24 protein-coding genes are annotated in these 20,113 nt (G+C 65.9%); 12 read left to right on the forward strand and 12 right to left on the reverse strand.

Translation table 11 applies throughout. The features are described from left to right. Nucleotides 1-16: 16 nt before the first annotated feature. Entirely contained in the window at nt 17-511 is a 495-nt protein-coding gene (locus ACT3UE_RS04225) for an ArsR/SmtB family transcription factor (protein ID WP_444555276.1), read from the reverse strand. A 63-nt stretch (nt 512-574) separates the two neighbouring features. On the opposite strand from ACT3UE_RS04225, the gene ACT3UE_RS04230 reads away from it, so the two are divergent. After that, on the forward strand, nt 575-1,930 hold the full coding sequence (locus ACT3UE_RS04230) for an MFS transporter (RefSeq protein WP_444566292.1): 1,356 nt from the start codon (nt 575-577) through the stop codon (nt 1,928-1,930). Here ACT3UE_RS04230 and ACT3UE_RS04235 read toward each other — a convergent pair. Next, on the reverse strand, nt 1,927-2,205 hold the full coding sequence (locus ACT3UE_RS04235) for a hypothetical protein (RefSeq protein WP_444555278.1): 279 nt from the start codon (nt 2,203-2,205) through the stop codon (nt 1,927-1,929). The two genes, ACT3UE_RS04230 and ACT3UE_RS04235, sit on opposite strands and share 4 nt — an antisense overlap. Nucleotides 2,206-2,336: 131 nt before the next feature. On the opposite strand from ACT3UE_RS04235, the gene fdxA reads away from it, so the two are divergent. From fdxA to ACT3UE_RS04255, 4 genes are all read left to right on the forward strand, one after another. Continuing rightward, nucleotides 2,337-2,660, forward strand: coding sequence for a ferredoxin (gene fdxA / locus ACT3UE_RS04240; RefSeq protein ID WP_444555279.1), 324 nt, complete (start codon nt 2,337-2,339; stop codon nt 2,658-2,660). 4 nt (nt 2,661-2,664) lie between these two features. Beyond that, nucleotides 2,665-3,801, forward strand: a complete 1,137-nt coding sequence (gene dapC / locus ACT3UE_RS04245) for a succinyldiaminopimelate transaminase (RefSeq protein ID WP_444555280.1) — start codon at nt 2,665-2,667, stop codon at nt 3,799-3,801. 81 nt (nt 3,802-3,882) lie between these two features. After that, nucleotides 3,883-5,166 carry a citrate synthase gene (locus tag ACT3UE_RS04250; protein ID WP_444555281.1) on the forward strand — a complete coding sequence of 428 codons (1,284 nt, stop codon included), beginning with the start codon at nt 3,883-3,885 and terminating at the stop codon, nt 5,164-5,166. Between the two features lie 132 nt (nt 5,167-5,298). Then, the gene (locus ACT3UE_RS04255) at nt 5,299-5,904 is read left to right on the forward strand and encodes a hypothetical protein (protein ID WP_444555282.1); all 606 of its coding nucleotides are present in this window, start codon (nt 5,299-5,301) and stop codon (nt 5,902-5,904) included. Nucleotides 5,905-5,920: 16 nt separating this feature from the next. On the opposite strand, the gene ACT3UE_RS04260 is transcribed toward ACT3UE_RS04255, so the two are convergent. Then, the gene (locus tag ACT3UE_RS04260) at nt 5,921-6,736 is read right to left on the reverse strand and encodes a hypothetical protein (protein WP_444555313.1); all 816 of its coding nucleotides are present in this window, start codon (nt 6,734-6,736) and stop codon (nt 5,921-5,923) included. A gap of 97 nt (nt 6,737-6,833) precedes the next feature. Beyond that, a complete protein-coding gene (gene dapD / locus ACT3UE_RS04265) occupies nt 6,834-7,805 on the reverse strand; it encodes a 2,3,4,5-tetrahydropyridine-2,6-dicarboxylate N-succinyltransferase (RefSeq protein WP_444566293.1) in 972 nt (323 codons plus the stop codon). A 42-nt stretch (nt 7,806-7,847) separates the two neighbouring features. Here dapD and dapE point away from each other — a divergent pair, with 42 nt between their 5' ends. Beyond that, on the forward strand, nt 7,848-8,966 hold the full coding sequence (gene dapE, locus ACT3UE_RS04270) for a succinyl-diaminopimelate desuccinylase (RefSeq protein WP_444555284.1): 1,119 nt from the start codon (nt 7,848-7,850) through the stop codon (nt 8,964-8,966). Nucleotides 8,967-9,084: 118 nt separating this feature from the next. Here the strand turns inward: dapE and ACT3UE_RS04275 are convergent, their stop codons facing one another. From ACT3UE_RS04275 to ACT3UE_RS04290, 4 genes are all read right to left on the reverse strand, one after another. Further along, complete coding sequence (locus ACT3UE_RS04275) at nt 9,085-9,996, reverse strand: amino acid ABC transporter permease (RefSeq protein WP_444555285.1); 912 nt, start codon at nt 9,994-9,996, stop codon at nt 9,085-9,087. Then, nucleotides 9,993-10,670: an amino acid ABC transporter permease gene (locus ACT3UE_RS04280; RefSeq protein WP_444555286.1), complete on the reverse strand. Its 678-nt coding sequence runs from the start codon at nt 10,668-10,670 to the stop codon at nt 9,993-9,995. Before ACT3UE_RS04280 ends, ACT3UE_RS04275 begins: the two co-directional genes overlap by 4 nt. 126 nt (nt 10,671-10,796) lie before the next feature. Further along, nucleotides 10,797-11,633, reverse strand: a complete 837-nt coding sequence (locus ACT3UE_RS04285; RefSeq protein WP_444555287.1) for a glutamate ABC transporter substrate-binding protein — start codon at nt 11,631-11,633, stop codon at nt 10,797-10,799. 73 nt (nt 11,634-11,706) lie between these two features. Continuing rightward, a complete protein-coding gene (locus ACT3UE_RS04290) occupies nt 11,707-12,486 on the reverse strand; it encodes an amino acid ABC transporter ATP-binding protein (RefSeq protein WP_444555288.1) in 780 nt (259 codons plus the stop codon). A gap of 122 nt (nt 12,487-12,608) precedes the next feature. Between ACT3UE_RS04290 and ACT3UE_RS04295 the strand changes: the two genes are divergently transcribed. From ACT3UE_RS04295 to ACT3UE_RS04305, 3 genes are all read left to right on the forward strand, one after another. Further along, nucleotides 12,609-13,394 carry an LOG family protein gene (locus ACT3UE_RS04295; RefSeq protein WP_444555289.1) on the forward strand — a complete coding sequence of 262 codons (786 nt, stop codon included), beginning with the start codon at nt 12,609-12,611 and terminating at the stop codon, nt 13,392-13,394. A gap of 2 nt (nt 13,395-13,396) precedes the next feature. Next, the gene (locus tag ACT3UE_RS04300) at nt 13,397-13,741 is read left to right on the forward strand and encodes a DivIVA domain-containing protein (protein WP_444555290.1); all 345 of its coding nucleotides are present in this window, start codon (nt 13,397-13,399) and stop codon (nt 13,739-13,741) included. A gap of 104 nt (nt 13,742-13,845) precedes the next feature. Then, entirely contained in the window at nt 13,846-14,013 is a 168-nt protein-coding gene (locus ACT3UE_RS04305; RefSeq protein ID WP_086999611.1) for a DUF3117 domain-containing protein, read from the forward strand. 102 nt (nt 14,014-14,115) lie between these two features. Here the strand turns inward: ACT3UE_RS04305 and ACT3UE_RS04310 are convergent, their stop codons facing one another. Continuing rightward, nucleotides 14,116-14,751: an O-methyltransferase gene (locus tag ACT3UE_RS04310; protein ID WP_444555291.1), complete on the reverse strand. Its 636-nt coding sequence runs from the start codon at nt 14,749-14,751 to the stop codon at nt 14,116-14,118. Nucleotides 14,752-14,891: 140 nt separating this feature from the next. Here ACT3UE_RS04310 and sigE point away from each other — a divergent pair, with 140 nt between their 5' ends. From sigE to ACT3UE_RS04325, 3 genes are all read left to right on the forward strand, one after another. Continuing rightward, nucleotides 14,892-15,509, forward strand: coding sequence for an RNA polymerase sigma factor SigE (gene sigE / locus ACT3UE_RS04315; protein ID WP_444555314.1), 618 nt, complete (start codon nt 14,892-14,894; stop codon nt 15,507-15,509). A gap of 2 nt (nt 15,510-15,511) precedes the next feature. Then, nucleotides 15,512-16,459: a zf-HC2 domain-containing protein gene (locus ACT3UE_RS04320; protein ID WP_444555292.1), complete on the forward strand. Its 948-nt coding sequence runs from the start codon at nt 15,512-15,514 to the stop codon at nt 16,457-16,459. Nucleotides 16,460-16,550: 91 nt separating this feature from the next. Beyond that, nucleotides 16,551-16,946 (forward strand): sec-independent translocase, encoded by a 396-nt coding sequence (locus ACT3UE_RS04325; protein ID WP_444555293.1) that lies wholly within the window; start codon nt 16,551-16,553, stop codon nt 16,944-16,946. A 46-nt stretch (nt 16,947-16,992) separates the two neighbouring features. On the opposite strand, the gene ACT3UE_RS04330 is transcribed toward ACT3UE_RS04325, so the two are convergent. The 3 genes from ACT3UE_RS04330 to ACT3UE_RS04340 are packed head-to-tail and all read right to left on the reverse strand — an operon-like array spanning nt 16,993 to nt 20,060. After that, nucleotides 16,993-18,114, reverse strand: a complete 1,122-nt coding sequence (locus ACT3UE_RS04330) for an Mrp/NBP35 family ATP-binding protein (protein ID WP_444566302.1) — start codon at nt 18,112-18,114, stop codon at nt 16,993-16,995. A gap of 16 nt (nt 18,115-18,130) precedes the next feature. After that, the gene (locus ACT3UE_RS04335; RefSeq protein ID WP_444555295.1) at nt 18,131-18,775 is read right to left on the reverse strand and encodes a DUF1003 domain-containing protein; all 645 of its coding nucleotides are present in this window, start codon (nt 18,773-18,775) and stop codon (nt 18,131-18,133) included. Then, entirely contained in the window at nt 18,768-20,060 is a 1,293-nt protein-coding gene (locus ACT3UE_RS04340; RefSeq protein ID WP_444555296.1) for a magnesium transporter MgtE N-terminal domain-containing protein, read from the reverse strand. Before ACT3UE_RS04340 ends, ACT3UE_RS04335 begins: the two co-directional genes overlap by 8 nt. Between the last annotated feature and the right edge of the window lie 53 nt (nt 20,061-20,113).

Below are 20,113 nucleotides of genomic sequence, written 5' to 3' on the forward strand. Positions count from 1 at the left end.
GACGCCGACGCCGAAATCAGTTGGCCGTCTGGTCCAGATGGTGGGCAACGAAGAGCGACGTCGCCACGCCCTCGTCGTCGGAAGGGCGCAAGGCATAGTCGGAGATGACGTCCTTGATGCGTGAGAGCAGCTCGCGCTGATCCGCCTCGGTCAATTTCAGCCCCACCCGCATCACCTGGATCTCGTCGGGAGCCAGACCGTTGATCTCCTGGAGAAACGTCTCCAGCAGCACGGGGGCCGCGTCGGGCAGCTTCGTGCCCCAGGACATGCGGGTGCTGCGATACGGCACTTCCTTCGCCCCGCGTTTACCCCGGCGCGGCTCCTCGGACTCCAGGAATCCGGTCCCCATCAAGGTCCGCACATGATGCAACGACGTCGCCGGATTGATCTCCAGCAGATCGGCTATTTCCTTGTTCGTCCGGGATTTGTGCAGACATAAACGCAGGATCCTCAGGCGGATCGGGGAGCTCAATGCCCTCGCCCGTGCTTGCAGCTCGTCATCTGATGCCATATGTTCAGCATACGATAAACAACTGCACTGATTGACATCATCAAATCACATAGCAAGGTTTTCATGACCTCTCCTGGGCCCCAGTCTCATTCGGCTCCGGACGGTAACCAGCAGGCCAGTGGGGTGGCCGAACCGTCCAACATCCATCCTTCGCCACCGCCTCGGACGCCCTTGCGTCGGGACGGGAACTTCCTGGTGTTCTGGCTCGGCCAGACACTGAGCCAGTTTGGCGCCCAACTCGGCACGGTGGCCATGCCGGTGCTTGCCGTCACGCTGCTGCAGGCCTCGGAGTGGGAAGTCGGCGTCCTGAACGCGGCGAACACCGCAGCCTTCCTGGTGGTCGGTCTCCCCGTGGGGGCGTGGGTCGACCGGTTCTTCAAGCGCCGGATCATGATCCGTGCCGACGTGGTCCGGGCCGCCGCCATGCTGGCCATCCCGCTGCTCTGGTACCCCGGGTTGCTGCATATCTGGCATCTGTGGATCATTGCCGCGATCATCGGGGTGGCCAACGTCTTCTTCGACGTCTCCTACCAGTCCTATATCCCGGCCTTGGTCCATCGTGAACAGATCTCCGAGGCCAACGCCAAATTGGAGATCAGCGGGGAGATCTCCCGGTTGGCCGGTCCGGCCGCCGGGGGTGCGCTGCTGGCGGTGTTGACCGCACCCCTGCTCTTCGTCGGCCAGGCCATCGGGTATCTGGTCTCGGCACTATGCCTGTGGCGGGTCCGCGACGATGAACGTCCCGCGGTACGCCGGCCCGATGCGCGGTTGGTTACCGAAATCAAGGAGGGGCTCGGCTATGTGGTCGGGCACCGGCTGATCGGTCCGATCGCCGCGACCACCGGCATCATGAACTTCTTCAGCACCATCATCTTCACGCTCCTGCCGATCCTGGTGCTGCGCACGTTGAGCCTGAACACGGTCGAGCTCGGCCTGATCTACTCGGCAGGTGCCGTCGGCGGGCTCCTGGCGGCCTCCCTGACGCCCTGGGTGGCCTCCAAGGTGGGGGAGGGGCCGTCGCTCGTGGTCGGCACGCTGCTGACCGCCGTGGGCATGTCGGGATTCCCGCTGTCCATCCTCGCCGGGGGTCTGCGCCCGTCGTTCGCGATCCTGGCCTGCTCGATGTTCGTCCTGACCGCCGGCGTGCTGGTCTACAACATCATCCAGGTCAGCATGCGCCAGAAGATCTGCCCTCCGCGGTTGCTCGGGCGCATGAACGCGTCCATCCGGTTCATCGTCTGGGGCATCATGCCGGTCGCCTCGCTGCTGGCCGGGCTCTTCGGTGAAATGCTCGGCATTTCCACGGCCCTGTGGATCGGGGTCGTTGGCAGCGCCCTGGCCACCGTGCCGCTGCTGCTCTCCCCGCTACCGCGGATGCGCCAGTTGCCTGATGAGGAGGAGCACGACGGCGGGCTCTAGCGCCGGGTGCCGCCGCGACGCGGTGGTGCGGGCGGAACCCGTTTGGCATGGGTGATTGCGCTGTGGTCCACGGTGACCGGTCCGGTCCGGGTCTGCACGGTCACCCGACCCTCCGCCAGTGAGACGAAGTGGCCGATCGAATCGCTGTGTTGCGGTCCGTCCGGCACTTCGGGGGCGTCCCGGGACCCGTGCGACGGGGGGATCCGGCCGCCGATCCGGTACCTGATGACGATGCGTTCGCCGGGGGGCAGCGAGTCGAAGAAATCGGCGGTCATGGTCCCATCGTAGTAGCGAATCCGGGCGGGCCCTTCGGTCCGGGGGGCCAAGGGGACTAAGCTGGAGGCCGGTGGCGTCCTCGGACGCCCCGCGGAGTCGAGGCGAACAGCAAAGGAAGGCCCTAGGTACCGTGACCTACATCATCGCTCAGCCGTGTGTAGACGTGAAGGACAAAGCCTGCGTTGAGGAATGTCCCGTCGATTGCATCTACGAGGGGGAACGTTCCCTCTACATCCACCCGGATGAGTGCGTGGACTGTGGCGCCTGTGAACCGGTATGTCCTGTCGAGGCGATTTATTACGAGGACGACACCCCGGATGAATGGGCCGAATACTACAAGGCCAATGTCGAATTCTTCGACGAGCTGGGGTCCCCGGGCGGGGCCGCCAAGGTCGGCAACACGCACACCGACCACCCGATCATCGCCGCGCTGCCCCCGCAACCCGGCATCTGAAGCCGTGCTGATCCTCCCCGATTACCCGTGGGACTCGCTGGCCCCCTACCAGGAGCGGGCGCGTCAGCACCCCGAAGGGGTCGTGAACCTCTCCATCGGCACGCCGGTGGATCCCACCCCCGGGCTGATCCAGCAGGCATTGGCGGCTGCCGCCGACGCCCCGGGCTATCCGACCACCCATGGAACGGCCGGACTACGCCAGGCGATCGCCGATTGGTACGCCAGGCGCCGGAACACCACCGGGCTGGACCCGGAGAACATCATGCCCACGGTCGGCTCCAAGGAACTGGTGGCGTGGCTGCCGTTGTTGTTGGGGCTGGGAGCAGGCGACGTCGTCGTCCGTCCGTCCGTGGCCTATCCGACCTATGACATCGGCGCCCGGTTGGCAGGTGCGGAGGCCGTCGCCTCCGACGACCTCGAAAGCCTGGACCCCGAGGTCCGTTCGCGGGTGAAGCTCGTATGGGTGAATTCACCGGGAAACCCCACGGGGATCGTGCGTGACGTCGAGTCCCTGGCCGCACTGGTGGCCCAGGCCCGCGCCCTCGGCGCCGTCGTGGCCTCCGACGAATGCTATGCGGAGCTGGGGTGGGGCGACTGGGACGGACCCGGCACCCCGGGGGTCCTCGACGACCGGGTCAGCGGCGGTGACCACCACGGGTTGCTGTCGGTGTATTCGTTGTCCAAGCAATCGAACCTCGCCGGCTACCGGGCGGCCTTCGTCGCCGGGGCCCCCGAGCTCATGCCCCATCTGATCAACTCCCGAAAGCACGCCGGAATGATCGTTCCGTACCCGGTCCAGGAGGCCATGCGGGTGGCTCTGGGGGACGAGGGGCATGTGGCTGCGCAGAAGGAACGCTACCGCCACCGCAGGCAACTCCTGGTTCCCGCCCTGGAGGCGTTCGGCCTGCGGATCGACCACTCCGAGGCCGGACTCTACCTGTGGGCCACTGCGGGGGAGGACACCTGGATCACGATCGGCCGGCTGGCGGATCTGGGGATCGTCGCCGGGCCGGGAACGTTCTACGGCGAAGCGGGCCACGGGTACGTGCGGATCGCACTAACGGCCAGCGATGAGCGGGTCCTCGCTGCCTCAAACCGACTCACCGCCGCGGTGGGCGCGGTCCAGGCCCCACCTGATTAGTTTCCGGTGCCTGCGGAGCGGTACCGTGAGACCTGATTACTGCTTGTTTGTACAACTTTGTACTCCGGTTAAGGAGAAACCATGACGGATAACAATTCCGCTCGCTTGGCGTTTGCCGGACATGACCTCGAACTCCCGGTGGTGGCTTCCTCCGAGGGTAACGACGGTTTCGATGTCGCCAAGCTCCTGAAGGACACCGGGAATGTCACCTATGACCCCGGTTTCATGAATACGGCGGCCACCAAGTCCGCCATCACCTACATCGACGGCGATGCAGGAATCCTGCGCTACCGCGGCTACCCGATCGAGCAGCTCGCCCAGCAGTCCAGCTTCCTTGAGACGTCGTACCTCTTGATCTACGGGAATCTGCCCTCGACCAGCGAGCTGGAGGAATTCGACCAGAAGATCCGCCGGCACACCATGCTGCACGAGGAGCTCAAAGGCTTCTTCGGTGGCTTCCCGCGGGACGCCCACCCGATGCCGGTGCTCTCCTCGGCCGTATCGGCGCTGTCGACCTGGTACCAGGATTCATTGGACCCCTTCGACGAGGACCAGGTCGAACTCTCCACCATCCGCCTGCTGGCCAAGGTCCCGGTCATCGCCGCCTACGCGCATAAGAAATCGGTCGGCCAGGCGCTGCTCTACCCGGACAACTCCATGAACCTCGTGGAGAACTTCATGCGGCTGAACTTCGGCATCGCCGCCGAGCCGTACGACCTGGACCCCGATCTGGTCAAGGCACTGGACCAGCTGCTGATCCTGCACGCCGACCACGAGCAGAACTGCTCGACTTCCACCGTCCGTCTGGTCGGCTCCTCCAACGCCAACATGTTCGCCTCCATCTCGGCGGGCATCAACGCTCTCTTCGGCCCGGCCCATGGCGGGGCGAACGAAGCGGTGCTGAAGATGCTGCGCGGCATACAGGCCGAGGGCATCAAGCCCGAGGACTACATGGAGAAGGTCAAGAACAAGGAGGACGGGGTCCGCCTTATGGGCTTCGGACACCGTGTCTACAAGAACTACGACCCGCGCGCGAAGATCATCAAGTCCACCGCCCACGACATCCTGAACAAGCTCGGAGGCAACGACGAGCTGCTGGACATCGCCATGCGCCTGGAGGAGCGGGCCCTGGAGGACGACTACTTCATCGAGCGCAAGCTCTACCCGAACGTCGACTTCTACACGGGACTGATCTACAAGGCGATGGGCTTCCCGGAGAAGATGTTCACCGTGCTGTTTGCGATCGGTCGGCTCCCCGGCTGGATCGCGCAGTGGCGAGAAATGATCCAGGAACCAGGCCTGAAGATCGGACGCCCCCGCCAGCTGTACGTGGGCGAAGGCGAACGCCAGTACCCGAGCTTCTAGACCGGCCCTGCAGAATCCTTGAAAGCGGCCGCTTCCCTATGGGGAAGCGGCCGCCTTTTCATCCGGACGCTTCCGGGAACCGGGACACGGGCCTATTCTGGAAGTGGGGTTCACGGAGTAAGGACGACCGGCATGTATGAGTACCGTGGGGACGGATGGCACGTCTCGGCGCAAAGCCATGGGCAGATGCTGCTGGCCTTGTACTTCCGCGACCTCGCGGGCATAGAACACCCCGGCCCGCCCGACATCGCCCCGCTGGCACCCCGGGTCAAAGCCACCGCGGCGGCGGAGGTCTGTGGCCCTCCGGCTGCGGAGCTGCGGCAGGAATGGCACGACTGGTGGCGCCGCGTCCTGGTCCAGGGCCCGGAGGACGACGGGTTGTTCTCCCCACCGGCATTTCCCGGCTTCGCCGATTCCCCGACCCTGCAGCGACTCCTGCAGGCCCATTACGGTGCCGCCCTGAGTTGGAGCCGTGCGCGGATGATCGAGTACACCGAGGTCAGTGCCGAGCACCATGGCAGCGGGCGCCGCGGCCTGTTGGAACAGATGATCACCGACCGGGCGATGGAACTGGAACGCCGCCCGAAGCCGATGGAACTGAAGCTGGTGGAGCTGCCGTTGAGCGAACCACGCGCCTGGTTCGTGGACCCCGATACCGTCATCCTCAGTCAGGATCTGGCGCGGGACGCCGATTTGTACCGCAGCTTCCTGGAGCCGGTGATCCGCTTCCTGCTCTGATCCGGAGCGGGGTGGCCTACGGTGCGGCGTCGGCGAAGGTGATGACGACCTGCGATTTTGCTGTGGTGCCCGGAACCCATTGGTGCTCGGCGCGGTTCCACAACAAGCCCGAATTGCTCACCGAAACGATCTGGTGTTCTGCGGCATTGGCGACCGCCCATTGGGCGACGGCCCAGCCGCGTTCATCGGCCGCCGAAACGGTAAGTCGGTGGGCTCCGGCGGAGACCGGCAGGTCCCCGAATGCCGCGGTGAGCTGCGCCGACGTGGCAGCGACGTCCCCTGCTGCGGTGGGGCGGCGCAGGACGCAGTTCAACGCCGCCGGAGAATGCCCGGTCAGCGCCGAGGCGTAGGCCCTGCCTTCGGGTTCGTGAGCGGCGTAGGCCTCCGGGAAGGCGCTGCGTTGGACCTTCTGCGCGGCTTCGGTCACGGGCAGGGAGCGGTAGTCGAAGGTCTCCAGTTCCTGGTAGAACCGGTTGGTCGCGTAGAGCGGGTCCATGATCTCTTTTTCGGTGCCCCAGCCCTGCGAAGGACGTTGCTGGAACAAGCCCCGGGAATCGGGGCCCGCCCGGTCCCCGTAGTCGATATTGCGCAGTTTTGATTCCTGGACCGAGGTGGCAATGCCGATGGTCGCGGCCCGGGCCGGCATGTTGCGCCGGACGGCCACGGCGGAGATCAGCGCCGCATTGCTTGCCTGCTCCGGAGCGAGCCGGTGCTGGTCCGGCCCGACGGCGGCGGTGCAATGCGGCCGGACCAGTGTTTCTTGGTGATCGAGGAACCGGGAGGCGGCATAGACGCCTCCGGAGACCACCCCGACACCCAACACGATGGCCATGAAGGCGCGGAGCCCCCGATGGCGACGGCGCTGGGGCCCGGGGCCCCGACGGGGCCCCGGTGACCGGGTGGACAACGAGAAGACGTTGTCCGAAAGGTCAGTTGGCATGGAGCGCGGAATTCAATTCCACGCTCTGGCCTTCACGGGCCAGGACTTCAACGGCACCGCTGGTGGAGTTGCGACGGAACAACAGGTTCGGGACGCCTGAGAGGTCGCGGGCCTTGACGTTCTTGCCATCCAGGAGCACCCGGGTGCCGGCGGTGACGTAGAGGCCGGCTTCGACGACACAGTCATCGCCGATGGAAATCCCGACACCTGAGTTGGCGCCGAGCAGCACGCGCTCACCGATCGTGATGCGCTCCTTGCCGCCACCGGAGAGGGTGCCCATGATGGAGGCCCCGCCGCCGACGTCGGACCCGTTGCCGACCACCACGGAGGCGGAAATGCGGCCCTCGACCATGGAGGATCCCAGGGTTCCGGCGTTGAAGTTCACGAAGCCCTCATGCATGACCGTGGTCCCCTCGGCCAGGTGGGCCCCGAGACGGACACGATCGGCGTCGGCGATCCGCACCCCGGCGGGAAGGACGTAGTCCACCATGCGCGGGAACTTGTCCACGCCCTGCACGATGACCGCCCCGCGGCGACGCAGCCGCAACCGGATGCTCTCGAAGTCCTCCACCGGGCACGGGCCGAAGTTCGTCCAGACGACGTTGGCCAGGAAGCCGAAGATCCCGTCCAGGTTGATGCTGTTCGGTGCGACCAGCCGGTGGGAGAGCAGGTGCAGACGCAACCACACATCGGCGGTATCGGCCGGGGCGACGTCGAGGTTGATCTCCAGTTCCACGACCTCCTGCGTGGTTCCACGCTCGGCATCGTCGGTGGCCACGGCGGCCAGCTCCCCGGAGAGCCGGGGGGCCTTTTCCAGGGCGGTCAGGACGGGGGCGGGGAACCAGACATCAAGGACCGTGCCATCGGAGGCGATGGTGGCTAGGCCGGATCCGGAGGCAATGCGTACCGGGGCGGCGGAGTCGTTCAGGGCAGAACCGGGCTGGGCCGTAGTAGAAGTCATGCCTCCCATCGTAGCCGGGAGGACAGGCTATAGGCTGGATCCGTGAGTGAACATAACGCCGTGCCTGCCCCCGCAACCTCCCGCACCCCTTTGCCTGATGCCTCCGACGTCGCCTTGCTGACGCAGGCGCTGATGGACATCGAGTCCGTCTCGGGGAACGAAAAGCAGATCGCCGACGCCGTGGAGGACTACCTGCGCGCCCTGGACCATCTCAGTGTCCACCGCGACGGGGACTCCATCGTCGCCCGCACCGATCTGGGCCGCCCCGAGCGGATCGTGTTGGCGGGCCACCTGGATACCGTCCCCTTGCCCACGACCCCCGGTTCCCGCGGAACGGTGCCTGCCCAGTGGGACGGGAACATCCTGTTTGGGCGTGGCGCCACCGACATGAAGGGCGGGGTGGCCGTGCAACTGGCTATCGCCGCGCAACTGGTCGAACCGAATAGGGACATCACCTTCATCTTCTACGACCATGAGGAGGTCGAAGCCTCAAAATCCGGGTTGGGCCGCCTACTGCGAAATTCGCCGGCGCTGCTCGACGCCGATTTCGCGATCCTGCTGGAACCAACGAACGGCACGGTGGAAGGCGGCTGCAACGGCACCACGCGTTTCCTGCTGCGCACCCGGGGCACCGCAGCCCATTCGGCACGCGCCTGGATGGGGCATAACGCCATCCACGATCTGTCGGATGTCTTGACGCGGCTGCAGGCCTATGAACCGGCCACGGTGGATGTGGACGGTTTGGCCTTCCGTGAATCGCTCAATGCCGTGAGGATCACCGGGGGGATTGCGGGAAATGTCATTCCCGATGCCGCCGAAGTCGAGATCAACTACCGTTTCGCCCCCGATAAGGGCATTGCCGAGGCCGAAGCCCTGGTCCGCGGGCTTCTCCAGGGCTACGACATCGAACGAACCGACGGCGCCCCGGGGGCCAGGCCCGGGCTGAACCATCCTGCCGCGGCGGCCTTCGTGGCCACCGTGGGTGCCGAACCGAAGCCGAAGTACGGCTGGACGGACGTCGCCCGGTTCTCCGAATTGGGGATTCCGGCAGTGAATTTCGGTCCGGGCGATGCGTTGCTGGCCCATTCCGACGACGAACATGTCACCGGTCAGGCGATCCGTGACTGCCATGCCGCCCTGCACCGGTGGCTGAGCGACTGATCCGACGCTGGGGCGCATCCTACGCTCCCGTGGACGAGGAACGGCCCCGGACCCCCATGGAGGGGTCCGGGGCCGTTCGCCGTCCAGCACCACGAGCCGGGAGCGGCCCGCAGCCGGGCTAGCGGTTCTGGTTTCTTCCGCCGGCCCCACCACCGGGCTCGACGTCGTCGAGTCCGGCCGGGGCCCCCACGAGTGCCCGGGCACCCGGCTTGGTCTTCGTTTCGCCACGGCTGGAGAGCCGGCGCGAGACGATCGTGGCCAGCTTGGAGAGGGCGAAGTTGATGATGATGAACACCGCGGCCACGACGATCAGGGCCTGGAGCACGTTGCCGTTGGGCGAGGAATAGGTCCTCCCGTAGAACAGCAGTTCGTTGAAACTGATGATGTAGCCCAGCGCCGAGTCCTTCAGGATCACCACGAATTGGCTGATCAAAGCCGGGAGCATGGCCACCAGCGCCTGCGGGATCTCCACGGCGCGTAGGCACTGCCCGGTGGTCAGGCCGATTGCGGTGCCGGCTTCACGCTGGCCCTTGGGCAGGTTGCGGACCCCGGAGCGGATCAGCTCGGCGACCACGGAGCCGTTGTAGAACACCAGGGCGGCGACCACGGCCCACATGGCACTGTCGGAGCTGATCTGCAGGTTGCGCGAGAAGAAGATGTTGAAGAACACGATCATCAGCAGCACGGGCACGGAGCGGAAGAACTCGACGATGATCGAGCAGAACACGTTGATCAGCTTGTTCTTCGAGAGGCGCCCGATGCCGAAGATCAGGCCGAAGACCACCGAACCGACGATGGCGAGGGCTGCAGCCTTCAGCGTGTTGGCCAGGCCTGGAAGCAGATAGTCCACCCAGGTGTTGGCCTCGAGGAAATCATCCCATTTACCGGGGGCCATCTGGCCCTTGGCCGCGAGACCGGAAATGGTCCACCACAAGACCGCGACGATGACCACGGCACCCAGGATGTTGATGAGGATGATGTTCCGCCGCGCCTTGGGCCCGGGCGTGTCGAACAGTACGGAAGCACTCATTGGGACACCGCCAGTTTCTTGGAGAGCCAGGTCGTGAGCAGGCCGACCGGGATCACGATGATCACGAAACCGGCGGCGAAGGCCAGGAAGATGGGCAGGACGATATCACCACGGGCGTCGAGGGCGTTTCCCATCGTCGCCGAGGCTTCGACGGAGACGGAGCCCACGGCGGCGACGGTGGAGTTCTTGATCAGGGCGATCAGCACGTTGCCCAACGGGACGATGGCCCCACGGAAGGCCTGCGGCAAGATGATCATGCGGGCCGCGGGCATGAAAGCCAACCCGATGGCGCGGGCTGCTTCGGCCTGGCCCTGCGGAACGGTGTTCACTCCCGAGCGGATGGATTCGCAAACGAAGGCCGCGTGGTAGATGGCCAGCCCCATCACGGCGAGCCGGAAGAAGTTCTGCTGGAACCCCCCGCCCAGATCCAGGCCGAGCTGGCCGTTGAGGGCCAGGACGCCGAACAGGATGATGATCGTCAACGGGGTGTTGCGGATGATGTTGACGTAGGAGGTGCCGATGGCAGCGAAACTAGCCACCGGTGAGATGCGCATCATCGCCAGGATGGTACCGAGCACAGTGGCGCCGATGGCCGCGAAGAACGTGAGTTTGATGTTCACCCACAGCGCGCCGGCGACGTCGAACTCGGTGAAGATTGAAATAAATGTATCCACTGTCTGCCTCTATCTGGATTGCCGCGTGGGGCGGCACCGTGGGCGGGCTACCGGGTGGGGCAGCGGTGCCCCACCCGGTATGGGGGGATGGTCCGGCAGGAGCCGGTGGGACATCCCCGGGAACTGCTAGGAGCAGTGATCCGGCGTCGGTGGGTTCACCTTGGCATTGGGCTCGTAGCCGGTGCCTTCGGTGTTCGCATCCAGCGACTTCTTCCAGTCGCCGGAATCGATCATCTTGGCGATCGCCTTGTTGATGTCCTCGCACTGATCGGATCCCTTCGGGAGACCGATGCCGTAGATCTCCTCGCTGAAGGGCTTGCCCACGAGTTCGAACTTGCCCTGGTACGCCGGCTGGGCGGCCAGCCCGGCGAGGATGATGTCATCGGTGGTCACCGCGTCGATCGTTCCGCCTTCCATCTGGGTCACGCACTCCGCGTAGCCCGGAAGTTCCTGGAGGTTCACCTTCTTGGCGTACTTATCCTTCACCTTGCGGGCCGAGGTCGAACCGGTGACGGAGCACAGGTTCTTGCCATTGAGGTCCTCGGGGGAGGTGATGCCGCTGTCCTTCTTCACCAGCAGGTCCTGGCCGGCAATGAAGTACGGCCCGGCGAAGTCAACGACCTTCTCGCGATCGTCGGTGATGGAGTAGGTGGCGACGATCATGTCGACCTGGTTGTTCTGCAACATGGTTTCGCGGTTCGCCGACGGTGCCGAGACGAAGTCGATGTCGCCCTCGTCATAGCCCAACTCGTTGGCGACGTACTTGGCGACATCGACATCGAAGCCCTTGTAGTCGTCGCCGTCCTTGAACCCGAGGCCCGGCTGGTCGAACTTGATGCCGATCTTGACCTTGTCGCCGTCTCCGCCGCCTCCGCCGTCGTCGCCCGATCCGCCACCGCATGCGGTCAGGGTCAGGGCCGCAGCGGCGGCCATCGCGGCCATCGCGTAATGGGTCTTGCGCATGTGCTTCTCCTTGTGTTGTGACCGGGGTAGTGATGCCCGGTCGCGAGTGATCCGGTCCCCGTGGGGGGCCGGGCTAGTGGTTGGTGATGAGCTTTCCGAGGAAGTCCTTCGCCCGGTCGCTCTGCGGGTTGGTGAAGAACTCCGTGGGGGTCGCTTGCTCGACGATCTGTCCATCGGCCATGAAGACCACCCGATCGGCTGCCTTGCGGGCGAAGCCCATCTCGTGGGTCACCACGATCATCGTCATCCCCTCCTTGGCCAGGGCGACCATGGTGTCCAGGACCTCCTGGATCATCTCGGGGTCCAGCGCGGAGGTGGGCTCGTCGAAGAGCATGACCTTCGGACGCATCGCCAGGGCCCGGGCAATCGCCACCCGCTGCTGCTGCCCACCCGAGAGCTGGGCCGGTAGCTTGTCCCTCTGGTTGGCCACCCCGACGCGTTCGAGCAGTGCCATCGCCTGTTTGACGGCTTCGGCCTTCTTCACCCCCCTGACCTTGATCGGTCCCATGGTGACGTTCTCAAGGATCGACTTATGCGCGAAGAGGTTGAAGGACTGGAAGACCATGCCGACGTCGGCGCGGAGCTGGGCCAGGGTCCTTCCCTCTTCGGGAAGCTTCTTGCCATCGATGTAGATGGCCCCGTCGTCAATGGTCTCGAGCCGGTTGATGGTGCGGCAGAGCGTGGACTTGCCGGAACCGGAGGGACCCAGGACGACCACGACCTCGCCGCGCGCGACGTCGAGGTCGATGTCCTGCAGGACGTGGAGGGGGCCATAATGCTTATTGACCTGGTCGAGCTTGACGACCGGGGTGCTCGAGGAGGCCCCGGTGCCGCTGCGGGATGAATTGCTCATGCCATGACAGTAGCCGATGTAACGCAGCACACCATGGGTAGTTGGCACCTTGGTGACCGAATCTTTACAAAGTCCGGTCCACCTCGCCTGCCATCCCTTGTCGACGACGATAGGCTGAACCCATGCCAGACTCTTCAAACCCACGTCAGACGATCAATGCACTGCGGGAAATTGCCCGCCGAAAAGGCGCTGTGGTCCTGCGACGGGACCAGGCCAACGTCGACCAGTCCGACCGGATGCTGCTTGAATCCAGGTCGTCGGGCGAGGACTTCACCCATACCGACCCCTGGCGCGTATTGCGGATCCAAAGTGAGTTCGTCGAGGGGTTCGGCACCCTGGCCAAACTCGGCCCGGCCATCAGCGTCTTCGGCTCGGCGCGCACACCCCACGACTCGGAGCGCTACCAGCAGGGGGTGGATGCGGGACGACTCCTGGGTGAAGCCGGATTCGCCGTGATCACCGGGGGCGGCCCCGGGGCCATGGAGGCCGCGAATAAGGGGGCCTGCGAAGCCGGCGCCGTCTCCGTCGGGCTCGGGATCGAATTGCCGTTCGAGACCGGAATGAACGAATGGGTCGATCTGGGGGTGAACTTCAGGTACTTCTTCGTCCGCAAGACCATGTTCGTCAAATACTCGCAGGGCTTCGTGGTCCTCCCCGGCGGCTTCGGGACCCTCGATGAGCTCTTCGAGGCGCTCACCCTGGTCCAGACGCAGAAGGTCACCAGCTTCCCGATCGTGCTGGTCGGCAGCGCCTATTGGGGCCCGCTGGTCGATTGGCTGCGTGACACCGTCGCGGAGGAGGGCGCCATTGCCGCCTCGGACCTGGACCTCATCCATGTGACCGACGACGTGGAGGACGCGGTCCGCCAGGTCACCGGCGGCGCACGGCCGACGGCAGGCAAGGCCTAGCGATGCAATACCTCCTGGTGTTCGTCGGCGTCCTGCTCATCGGAGTGGTGGTCTTCTTCGCGGTGGGGACCCGGCGTCGGGTGCCGGGATCCTCTCCGACCCCGACCGACGGGATCCTGGGGCTGGCCGAACCGGTCCCGTCGCTGCCCCCGGTGCTGCTTCCGGCGCATCCTGGGCCGGAGGACATCGCCCGCATGCGGCTGGGGGTGGGGCTGCGCGGGTACCGCTGCGACCAGGTCGACGAGGTCATCGGGGTGCTCACCGAGGAAATCGGGCGACTCAATGACGAACTCGATGCGACACGGCAGGGACCTGTGATTAGCGCCACGGAGAAATCTCCTGAATAATATGAAATGCAGGTTGAACAAGACGCGGTGGTGTTTGCCATCCTCGTCAGCGACGATCCGCGGGCCCGGTGGGACCGTGACATGCAGGAAGGAAGTCAGCATTAATGGCTGCGATGAAACCGCGTACCGGGGATGGCCCCATGGAGGTTACCAAGGAGGGTCGTAGCCTCATCATGCGGGTTCCGATTGATGGCGGAGGACGCCTGGTGGTGGAACTGAACGCCGAGGAGGCTGCCGAGTTGAAGGCCTGCCTCGTGGGTGTCACGGAGTAGTTCCCCCCCCCGATTCTTCACACAGAAAGGCAGGAACGGCATTCGCCGTGTTCCTGCCTTTTTGCCTACCCGGGCCCCGGGCGAGGCCGCGCGAAGCGCGGATCAGCCGGCCCGGACCGCCAGGAGCAGGCCGCTGCCGGTGGGGACGGTGCTGACCACCAGATTCTCATTATCGCGTAGCATGCGTCCGACGTTCCGGGCCGCGACGGTGCTGCGGTCCCGGACGGCCGGCTGGGGCACCCGGTCCCCGTCGAGTGCGTCGTTGATGATGAGCATTCCACCGGTACGCAACAGACGGACCCCGTGCTCGGCGTATTCCATCAGGTTCTGCTTATCGGCGTCGATGAACACCAGGTCGTAGGCGCCGTCGGTCAGACGGGGGAGCACGTCGCGGGCCCGTCCTCCGATGGTGCGGGTGCGGTTGGCCGGGATGCCGGCATCCAGATAGGCCTGACGTGCTGCATTGAGATGGTCGACGTCGATGTCGATCGTGGTGAACACCGCCTGCGGGGAGAGCCCGCGCAGCAGGCTCAGGCCGGAGATCCCGGCCCCGGCGCCGACCTCGACGACGGTGCGGGCCTTCGAGTTCGCGGCCAGGACCTGCAACAACGAGGCGATGCCCGGACCCACGGGATCCACGCCCAGTTCATAGGCGCGTTCCCGGGCTCGGGTGATCACGTCGTCCTCGACGGGCAGTGCTTCGGTATAGGACCAGCTACTGTGCTTGTCGGAGCTCATGGGGTGCGAAGTTCCTCGGTTCGTGGTTGTGCGGTGGGGGCCGGTGGGCCCCGCACCATCCTAGCGCCGCCGCGGTGGCGGCATATGCCCAGAGCTTGTTCAGCCTGCTCACAGGATGATCGGGAAGAATTGACACCGTGATTGTCAAAGGAAGCAAAGAAGACGGAGCCCTCTCCCCGCAGGCCGAGCAGGAGCTGGGCGTTCCGTCCTGGGACGAAATCGTCCAGAACCACTCCTCCAAGGTCTTCCGGCTGGCCTACCGTCTGACGGGCAACCGGTTCGATGCCGAGGACCTGACCCAGGAGACGTTCGTGCGGGTCTTCCGCTCGCTGCACAACTTCACCCCGGGGACGATTGACGGATGGCTCCACCGGATCACCACCAACCTCTTCCTCGATCAGGCCCGCCGCCGCAACCGCATCCGTTTCGACGCCCTCGCCGAGGATTCCGAAACGCGCCTGCCCGGAGCGGACCCGGGCCCGGAGCGGACCTTCGAATTCAACAACCTCGACGTCGACATCCACCTGGCCCTCGATGAGCTGGCCCCCGAATTCCGCGCCGCCGTCGTGCTGTGCGATCTGGAGGGGCTGTCCTACGAGGAAGTGGCCGAAACCCTTGGCATCAAACTGGGGACCGTCCGTTCACGCATCCACCGGGGCCGTTCGCAACTGCGCGTCAAGCTGGCCCACCGGGCCCCCAAACCCACCGCAACCCAGAACCGACCAAAGGTGGGGCCCGCGGTATCCGAGGCGCGCTGACGATGCATCGACACGGTAAACGCATCGACGGCTATCTCGACGGGGAACTCAACGACCGCCAGCGGGCGGCGCTGGAACACCACGTCGGGCGGTGTGCCGACTGCCGGCTGAGGCTCGAGGACCGCCGCAGGCTCAAACGCCGACTCCAGTCATTGGGCAGCACGGCCGGGGAGGCCACACCCGACGACGCGCTCATGGGACGTCTACGCCAGGGACCCTGGTCCATGGGGACCCCGACGGCGTTCGCCGAGGCCTCGCTGGATGCCGATGGGCACAGTTCCCGTCTGCGCTCCCTGGCCCCGGGGCTGGCGGCGACGGCCATGGCCGCGATGCTGACCGCCGTGGTCTGTGCCGCATGGGTGCTCGGCGGAACCGTCCAGGATGCCACCGATGGCCATGGGCCGTTGGCTGGCGCTTGGTCGGGCACGGGAACCGAATTGAGTCGTTCCGATCTCGGGACCCTGCGGGCCGCCGGCTGGAATTGCCCCACCATGTCCCCGGCCGGGTTGGAACTGGTCCGGGCCACCGGCAGCCGGACCGGGGGAATCGATCAGGTGACGCTGGAATTCACCGGTGACCAGGGCGAGGTGGTGCTGACCGAGTCACGGACCCGGGATGCCGGACTACTCAAATCATCCTTGTTCCAGCCGACCACCGCGCCGGAACAGCCCCGGACCCACGCCATCGGCGCGCAAGAATCCCAATTGCAGAGCATCGACGGCGAAGCCGTTTCCGTGGCCGCCGTTGACGGCGGGATGGAACTGGATATGCGCGATGCCACCTATTCGCTGCGCTCCTCGCTGGATGGTCCGGGCACCGACGCGGTGAAGCATCGGATCGTGGCCACCGAACATGCCCGGCTGGCCCCGCACGCGGAGGGGACCGACGGGATGTTGGCCCGGCTCGGGCGCGGGATGTCACGCCTGCTGGTCCTGGATACGGATTACTGATGTCCAGGCAGGAGCCGTCCCGGGGGCGAGGACAACGCCGGGCGGGGTCGTGGAGTTCGGGGCAGCGGCGCCGAGCGGGTAATCTCTAGACGTGTTCGGAATTAACGGTGGCGAGTTCCTGATTCTCGTGGTGTTGGCGGTCTTCGTGCTGGGCCCTGACAAACTCCCGGTCTATGCGCAGCAATTGGCGCGCCTGGTGAAGGAAGTGCGCAAGATGGCCACCGGCGCCAAGGAACAGCTCCGGGAGGAGGTCGGCGACGAGATCGCCGACATGGACTGGCGCAAGCTCGACCCCCGGCAATACGACCCCCGCAAGATCATCAAGGACGCACTCCTTGATGACGCCGACGACGTCGTGGCTGCCGCCCGGGAACCGTTGCCCGCCGCCGGTCGCCAGAAGGCCCTGGGCGCCTCCGGGCCGGAGCGGACCGGAGGCCAGGCCCTCCAGGCCAACGAGCCGGCTCCCTTCGACCTCGAGGCCACCTGAACCCAGCGGTGGGGCCACCGCCTCCTGCCGGGGCCGTGGAGGGCTTTCAGCCCTCGCGCGGGGTGACGTCCAGCTTCATCCCCGAGAGACCTCGGGGCCGGTGCGTCAGTTTCCGGGCGATGGCCGTGATTTCGCCGGCCGCGGCGGACTCCGGTTCGGCCACCACGATGGGGATCCCGGCATCGGCCGACTCGCGCAGGCGCTGATCCAGCGGCACCTCGCCCAGCAAGGGGACCTCCGTGTCCAAGGAGGTCGCCAGCCGTTGGGCCAGCAGTTCCCCTCCGCCGGAGCCGAAGGGGTGCACGCGGGTTCCGTCGGGTAGTTCGAACCACGACATGTTCTCCACCACCCCGATGACCTGCTGCCCGGTCTGGCTCGCCAGTGCCCCGGCGCGTTCGGCGATCGACGCCGCCGACGCCTGGGGGGTGGTGGTCACCAGGATCGAGGACCCGGGCAGCAGCTGCCCGACGGAAATCGCCACGTCCCCGGTGCCCGGCGGCAGATCGAGCAGCAGGACGTCCAGATCACCGAAGTGGACATCGGTGAGGAACTGTTCCAGGGCGCGGTGGAGCATGGGCCCGCGCCAGATGACCGGCTGGTTGCCCTCGATGAACATGCCGATGGAGATGACCTTGACCCCGTGGGCGACCGGGGGCAGGATCATTTCGTCCATCCGGGTCGGTGCCTGGGTGATTCCCATCAGCCCGGGGACCGAAAAACCGTGGACATCGGCGTCGATGATGCCCACCCGCAGTCCGTCGGCCGCCATGGCGCAGGCCAGGTTCACGGTCAGGCTCGATTTGCCGACCCCGCCCTTGCCGCTGGCCACGGCGATGACCCGGGTCAACGAGCCCGGCTCGCTGAACGGGATGACATGGCGTTTCAACCCGGTCTTCAATGCCCCGCGCTGTTCGGGGGACATCACCCCCAATTCGACTTGTGCCTCGGTGATCCCCGGCACCGAGCGGACCGCCGCGGCGGTGTCCTCCATGATCGTCTGGCGCAACGGGCAGCCGGAGATGGTCAGCAGGACGCGCACGTGGGCGGTGCCGTCCTCGTCGACCCGGATGGAATCGACCATGCCGAGTTCGGTGATCGGCCGGCGGAGTTCGGGGTCCTGGACCTCGGCAAGGGCCTCGTGGACGGCCGTGGCCAGGGGGCCTGTGATATCGGGTTCGGTCAAACTACTCGGTCTTCCCTTCGGTGTTGTTCCCGGTCCCGCCCGTGGTCGGGCGGCCGGGCCGTGCTGCCCGCACCCGCGGCAGCGTGGTGGTCGCCTCGGAGACCTTCTCCTTGCGTTTGGGTGCCTTCCCGCGCAGCCGGATGTCGTCCCCGTCGTTGGATTCGACGAGCTCCTCCAAGGCGGAACGCAGCTCGCTGCGCACATAGTCGCGGGTGGCTACATCCCGCAGCGCGATCCGCAGTGCGGCGAGCTCGCGGGTGAGGTATTCGGTGTCGTAGAGGTTGCGTTCGGCCCGGTTGCGGTCCTCCGTCAGCGAGACCTTGTCCCGGTCGTCCTGGCGGTTCTGGGCCAGGAGCAGCAGCGGAGCCGCATAGGAGGCCTGCAACGAGAGCATCAGTGTCAGGGCGGTGAATCCCAAGGCCGCCGAGTCGAAACGCAGCGAGTCCGGCCCCCAGGTGTTCCAGGCCAGCCAGACGATGCAGAAGATCGACATGTAGACCAGGAAGGCCGGGGTGCCCATGAAGCGGGCAAAGCCCTCGGTGGCCTTGCCGAACGCATCCGGGTTCGGTGAAACGCGGGGCCAGAGCCGGGACCTGGCCCCGAGCGGGGTGTCCAGTCCCGAACCGTTCTTATGTGGTTCAACCATGGTTGCCTGCTCCCGTCGACTGGATCTTCCCGTCATGGATGCGCCAGTCCTCGGGGAGGATGTGGTCCAGCACGTCATCGACGGTGACCGCCCCGACCAACCGGCCCTCCCGGTTCACCACCGGCATCGAGGTGAGGTTGTAGGCGGCCAGCATCCGGGAGACCTCACTGACGTCGGTGGTGTCGAGCACCGGCTCGAGATCGTTGTCCAGGATGTTGCCCACCGGTTCCGGCGGGGGATGGCGCAACAGCGCCTGGATGTGGACCATACCCAGATATCTCCCGGTCGGGGTCTCCAAGGGCGGACGGCAGACATAGACGCTCGAGGCCAGTGCCTGGCTGATCTCCTCCCGGCGGACATTGGCCAGGGCTTCGGCGACCGTCGCCTCGGGCGGCAGGACGATCGGCACCGGGGTCATCATCGAGCCAGCGGTGTTTTCCTCGTATTCGAGCAGGCGACGGACGTCGTCGGCGTCCTCGGGTTCCATCAACTGCAGCAACGCCTCCTGCTGGACCTCCTCCAGTTCGTGGAGCAGGTCGGCGGCATCGTCGGGGTCCATCTCCTCCAGGACGACGGCGGCTCGATCCATGTCGAGGAAGGACAGGATCTGGACCTGCTCCTCGTCGGGCAGTTCCTGCAGGACATCGGCCAGGCGGTCATCCTGGAGTTCGGTGGCCACTTCAAGGCGGCGTTTGGTGCTCATTTCATGCAGGGCCTCGGCGAAGTCGGCCGGTTTGAGTTCCTCGTGGGCCGCCACGAACTGGGTGGCCGCCTGGGGATCGTCCCGGTTGCCGTGGACGATCTCGTTCCAGGACACCAGCACGCGGTGTCCGCGTGAGAGCCGACGCAGGGGGCGGAACCCGCCGGCCGGATCCGCGCCGCGCCGGACGTAGTAGTCCGAGAGGGCCCAATCGCCATTGCGTAGCTTCTGTAGTCCGATGTCTTCCACGGTGGCCTCCCCGGAACCGTCGGTGAAGGCGACGACCCGGTCGAAGAGTTCGGCGACCACCAGGGTCTCGGCACCGCGCTGCTGGAAGCGGCGCAGATTGACCAGCCCCGAACAGATGATCTGGCTGGCCTCCATGGCCTGCACGCGCGTCATCGGGACGAACACCCGTTTCTTGCCCGGCACCTCGACGACCAGGCCGACGCCCAGCACCTGTTTGCGCGGACCACGATCGAGCACCACGACATCACGCAGCCGGCCCAGACGATCCCCCAGGGGGTCGAAGACATCGAGGCCGAGCAAGCGGGCAATGAATACCTTGTTCGATGAGCTGCTCACCCTCCCTAGGCTACCGGCTGGGACCCCGGCCCGTCAGGGATGCACCGGGAGGC

It is taken from the genome of Arthrobacter sp. 179, assembly GCF_052379645.1.
Classification (GTDB): domain Bacteria; phylum Actinomycetota; class Actinomycetes; order Actinomycetales; family Micrococcaceae; genus Arthrobacter_H.

Excerpts from the sequence above, each read along its gene's own strand:
- ACT3UE_RS04225 (WP_444555276.1), bottom strand. The coding sequence starts at position 511 with ATGGCATCAGATGACGAGCTGCAAGCACGGGCGAGGGCATTGAGCTCC.
- ACT3UE_RS04230 (WP_444566292.1), top strand. The coding sequence starts at position 575 with ATGACCTCTCCTGGGCCCCAGTCTCATTCGGCTCCGGACGGTAACCAG.
- ACT3UE_RS04235 (WP_444555278.1), bottom strand. The coding sequence starts at position 2,205 with ATGACCGCCGATTTCTTCGACTCGCTGCCCCCCGGCGAACGCATCGTC.
- ACT3UE_RS04250 (WP_444555281.1), top strand. The coding sequence starts at position 3,883 with ATGACGGATAACAATTCCGCTCGCTTGGCGTTTGCCGGACATGACCTC.
- ACT3UE_RS04255 (WP_444555282.1), top strand. The coding sequence starts at position 5,299 with ATGTATGAGTACCGTGGGGACGGATGGCACGTCTCGGCGCAAAGCCAT.
- ACT3UE_RS04260 (WP_444555313.1), bottom strand. The coding sequence starts at position 6,736 with ATGGCCATCGTGTTGGGTGTCGGGGTGGTCTCCGGAGGCGTCTATGCC.
- dapD (WP_444566293.1), bottom strand. The coding sequence starts at position 7,805 with ATGACTTCTACTACGGCCCAGCCCGGTTCTGCCCTGAACGACTCCGCC.
- ACT3UE_RS04275 (WP_444555285.1), bottom strand. The coding sequence starts at position 9,996 with ATGAGTGCTTCCGTACTGTTCGACACGCCCGGGCCCAAGGCGCGGCGG.
- ACT3UE_RS04285 (WP_444555287.1), bottom strand. The coding sequence starts at position 11,633 with ATGCGCAAGACCCATTACGCGATGGCCGCGATGGCCGCCGCTGCGGCC.
- ACT3UE_RS04290 (WP_444555288.1), bottom strand. The coding sequence starts at position 12,486 with ATGAGCAATTCATCCCGCAGCGGCACCGGGGCCTCCTCGAGCACCCCG.
- ACT3UE_RS04295 (WP_444555289.1), top strand. The coding sequence starts at position 12,609 with ATGCCAGACTCTTCAAACCCACGTCAGACGATCAATGCACTGCGGGAA.
- ACT3UE_RS04300 (WP_444555290.1), top strand. The coding sequence starts at position 13,397 with ATGCAATACCTCCTGGTGTTCGTCGGCGTCCTGCTCATCGGAGTGGTG.
- ACT3UE_RS04305 (WP_086999611.1), top strand. The coding sequence starts at position 13,846 with ATGGCTGCGATGAAACCGCGTACCGGGGATGGCCCCATGGAGGTTACC.
- ACT3UE_RS04310 (WP_444555291.1), bottom strand. The coding sequence starts at position 14,751 with ATGAGCTCCGACAAGCACAGTAGCTGGTCCTATACCGAAGCACTGCCC.
- ACT3UE_RS04320 (WP_444555292.1), top strand. The coding sequence starts at position 15,512 with ATGCATCGACACGGTAAACGCATCGACGGCTATCTCGACGGGGAACTC.
- ACT3UE_RS04335 (WP_444555295.1), bottom strand. The coding sequence starts at position 18,775 with ATGGTTGAACCACATAAGAACGGTTCGGGACTGGACACCCCGCTCGGG.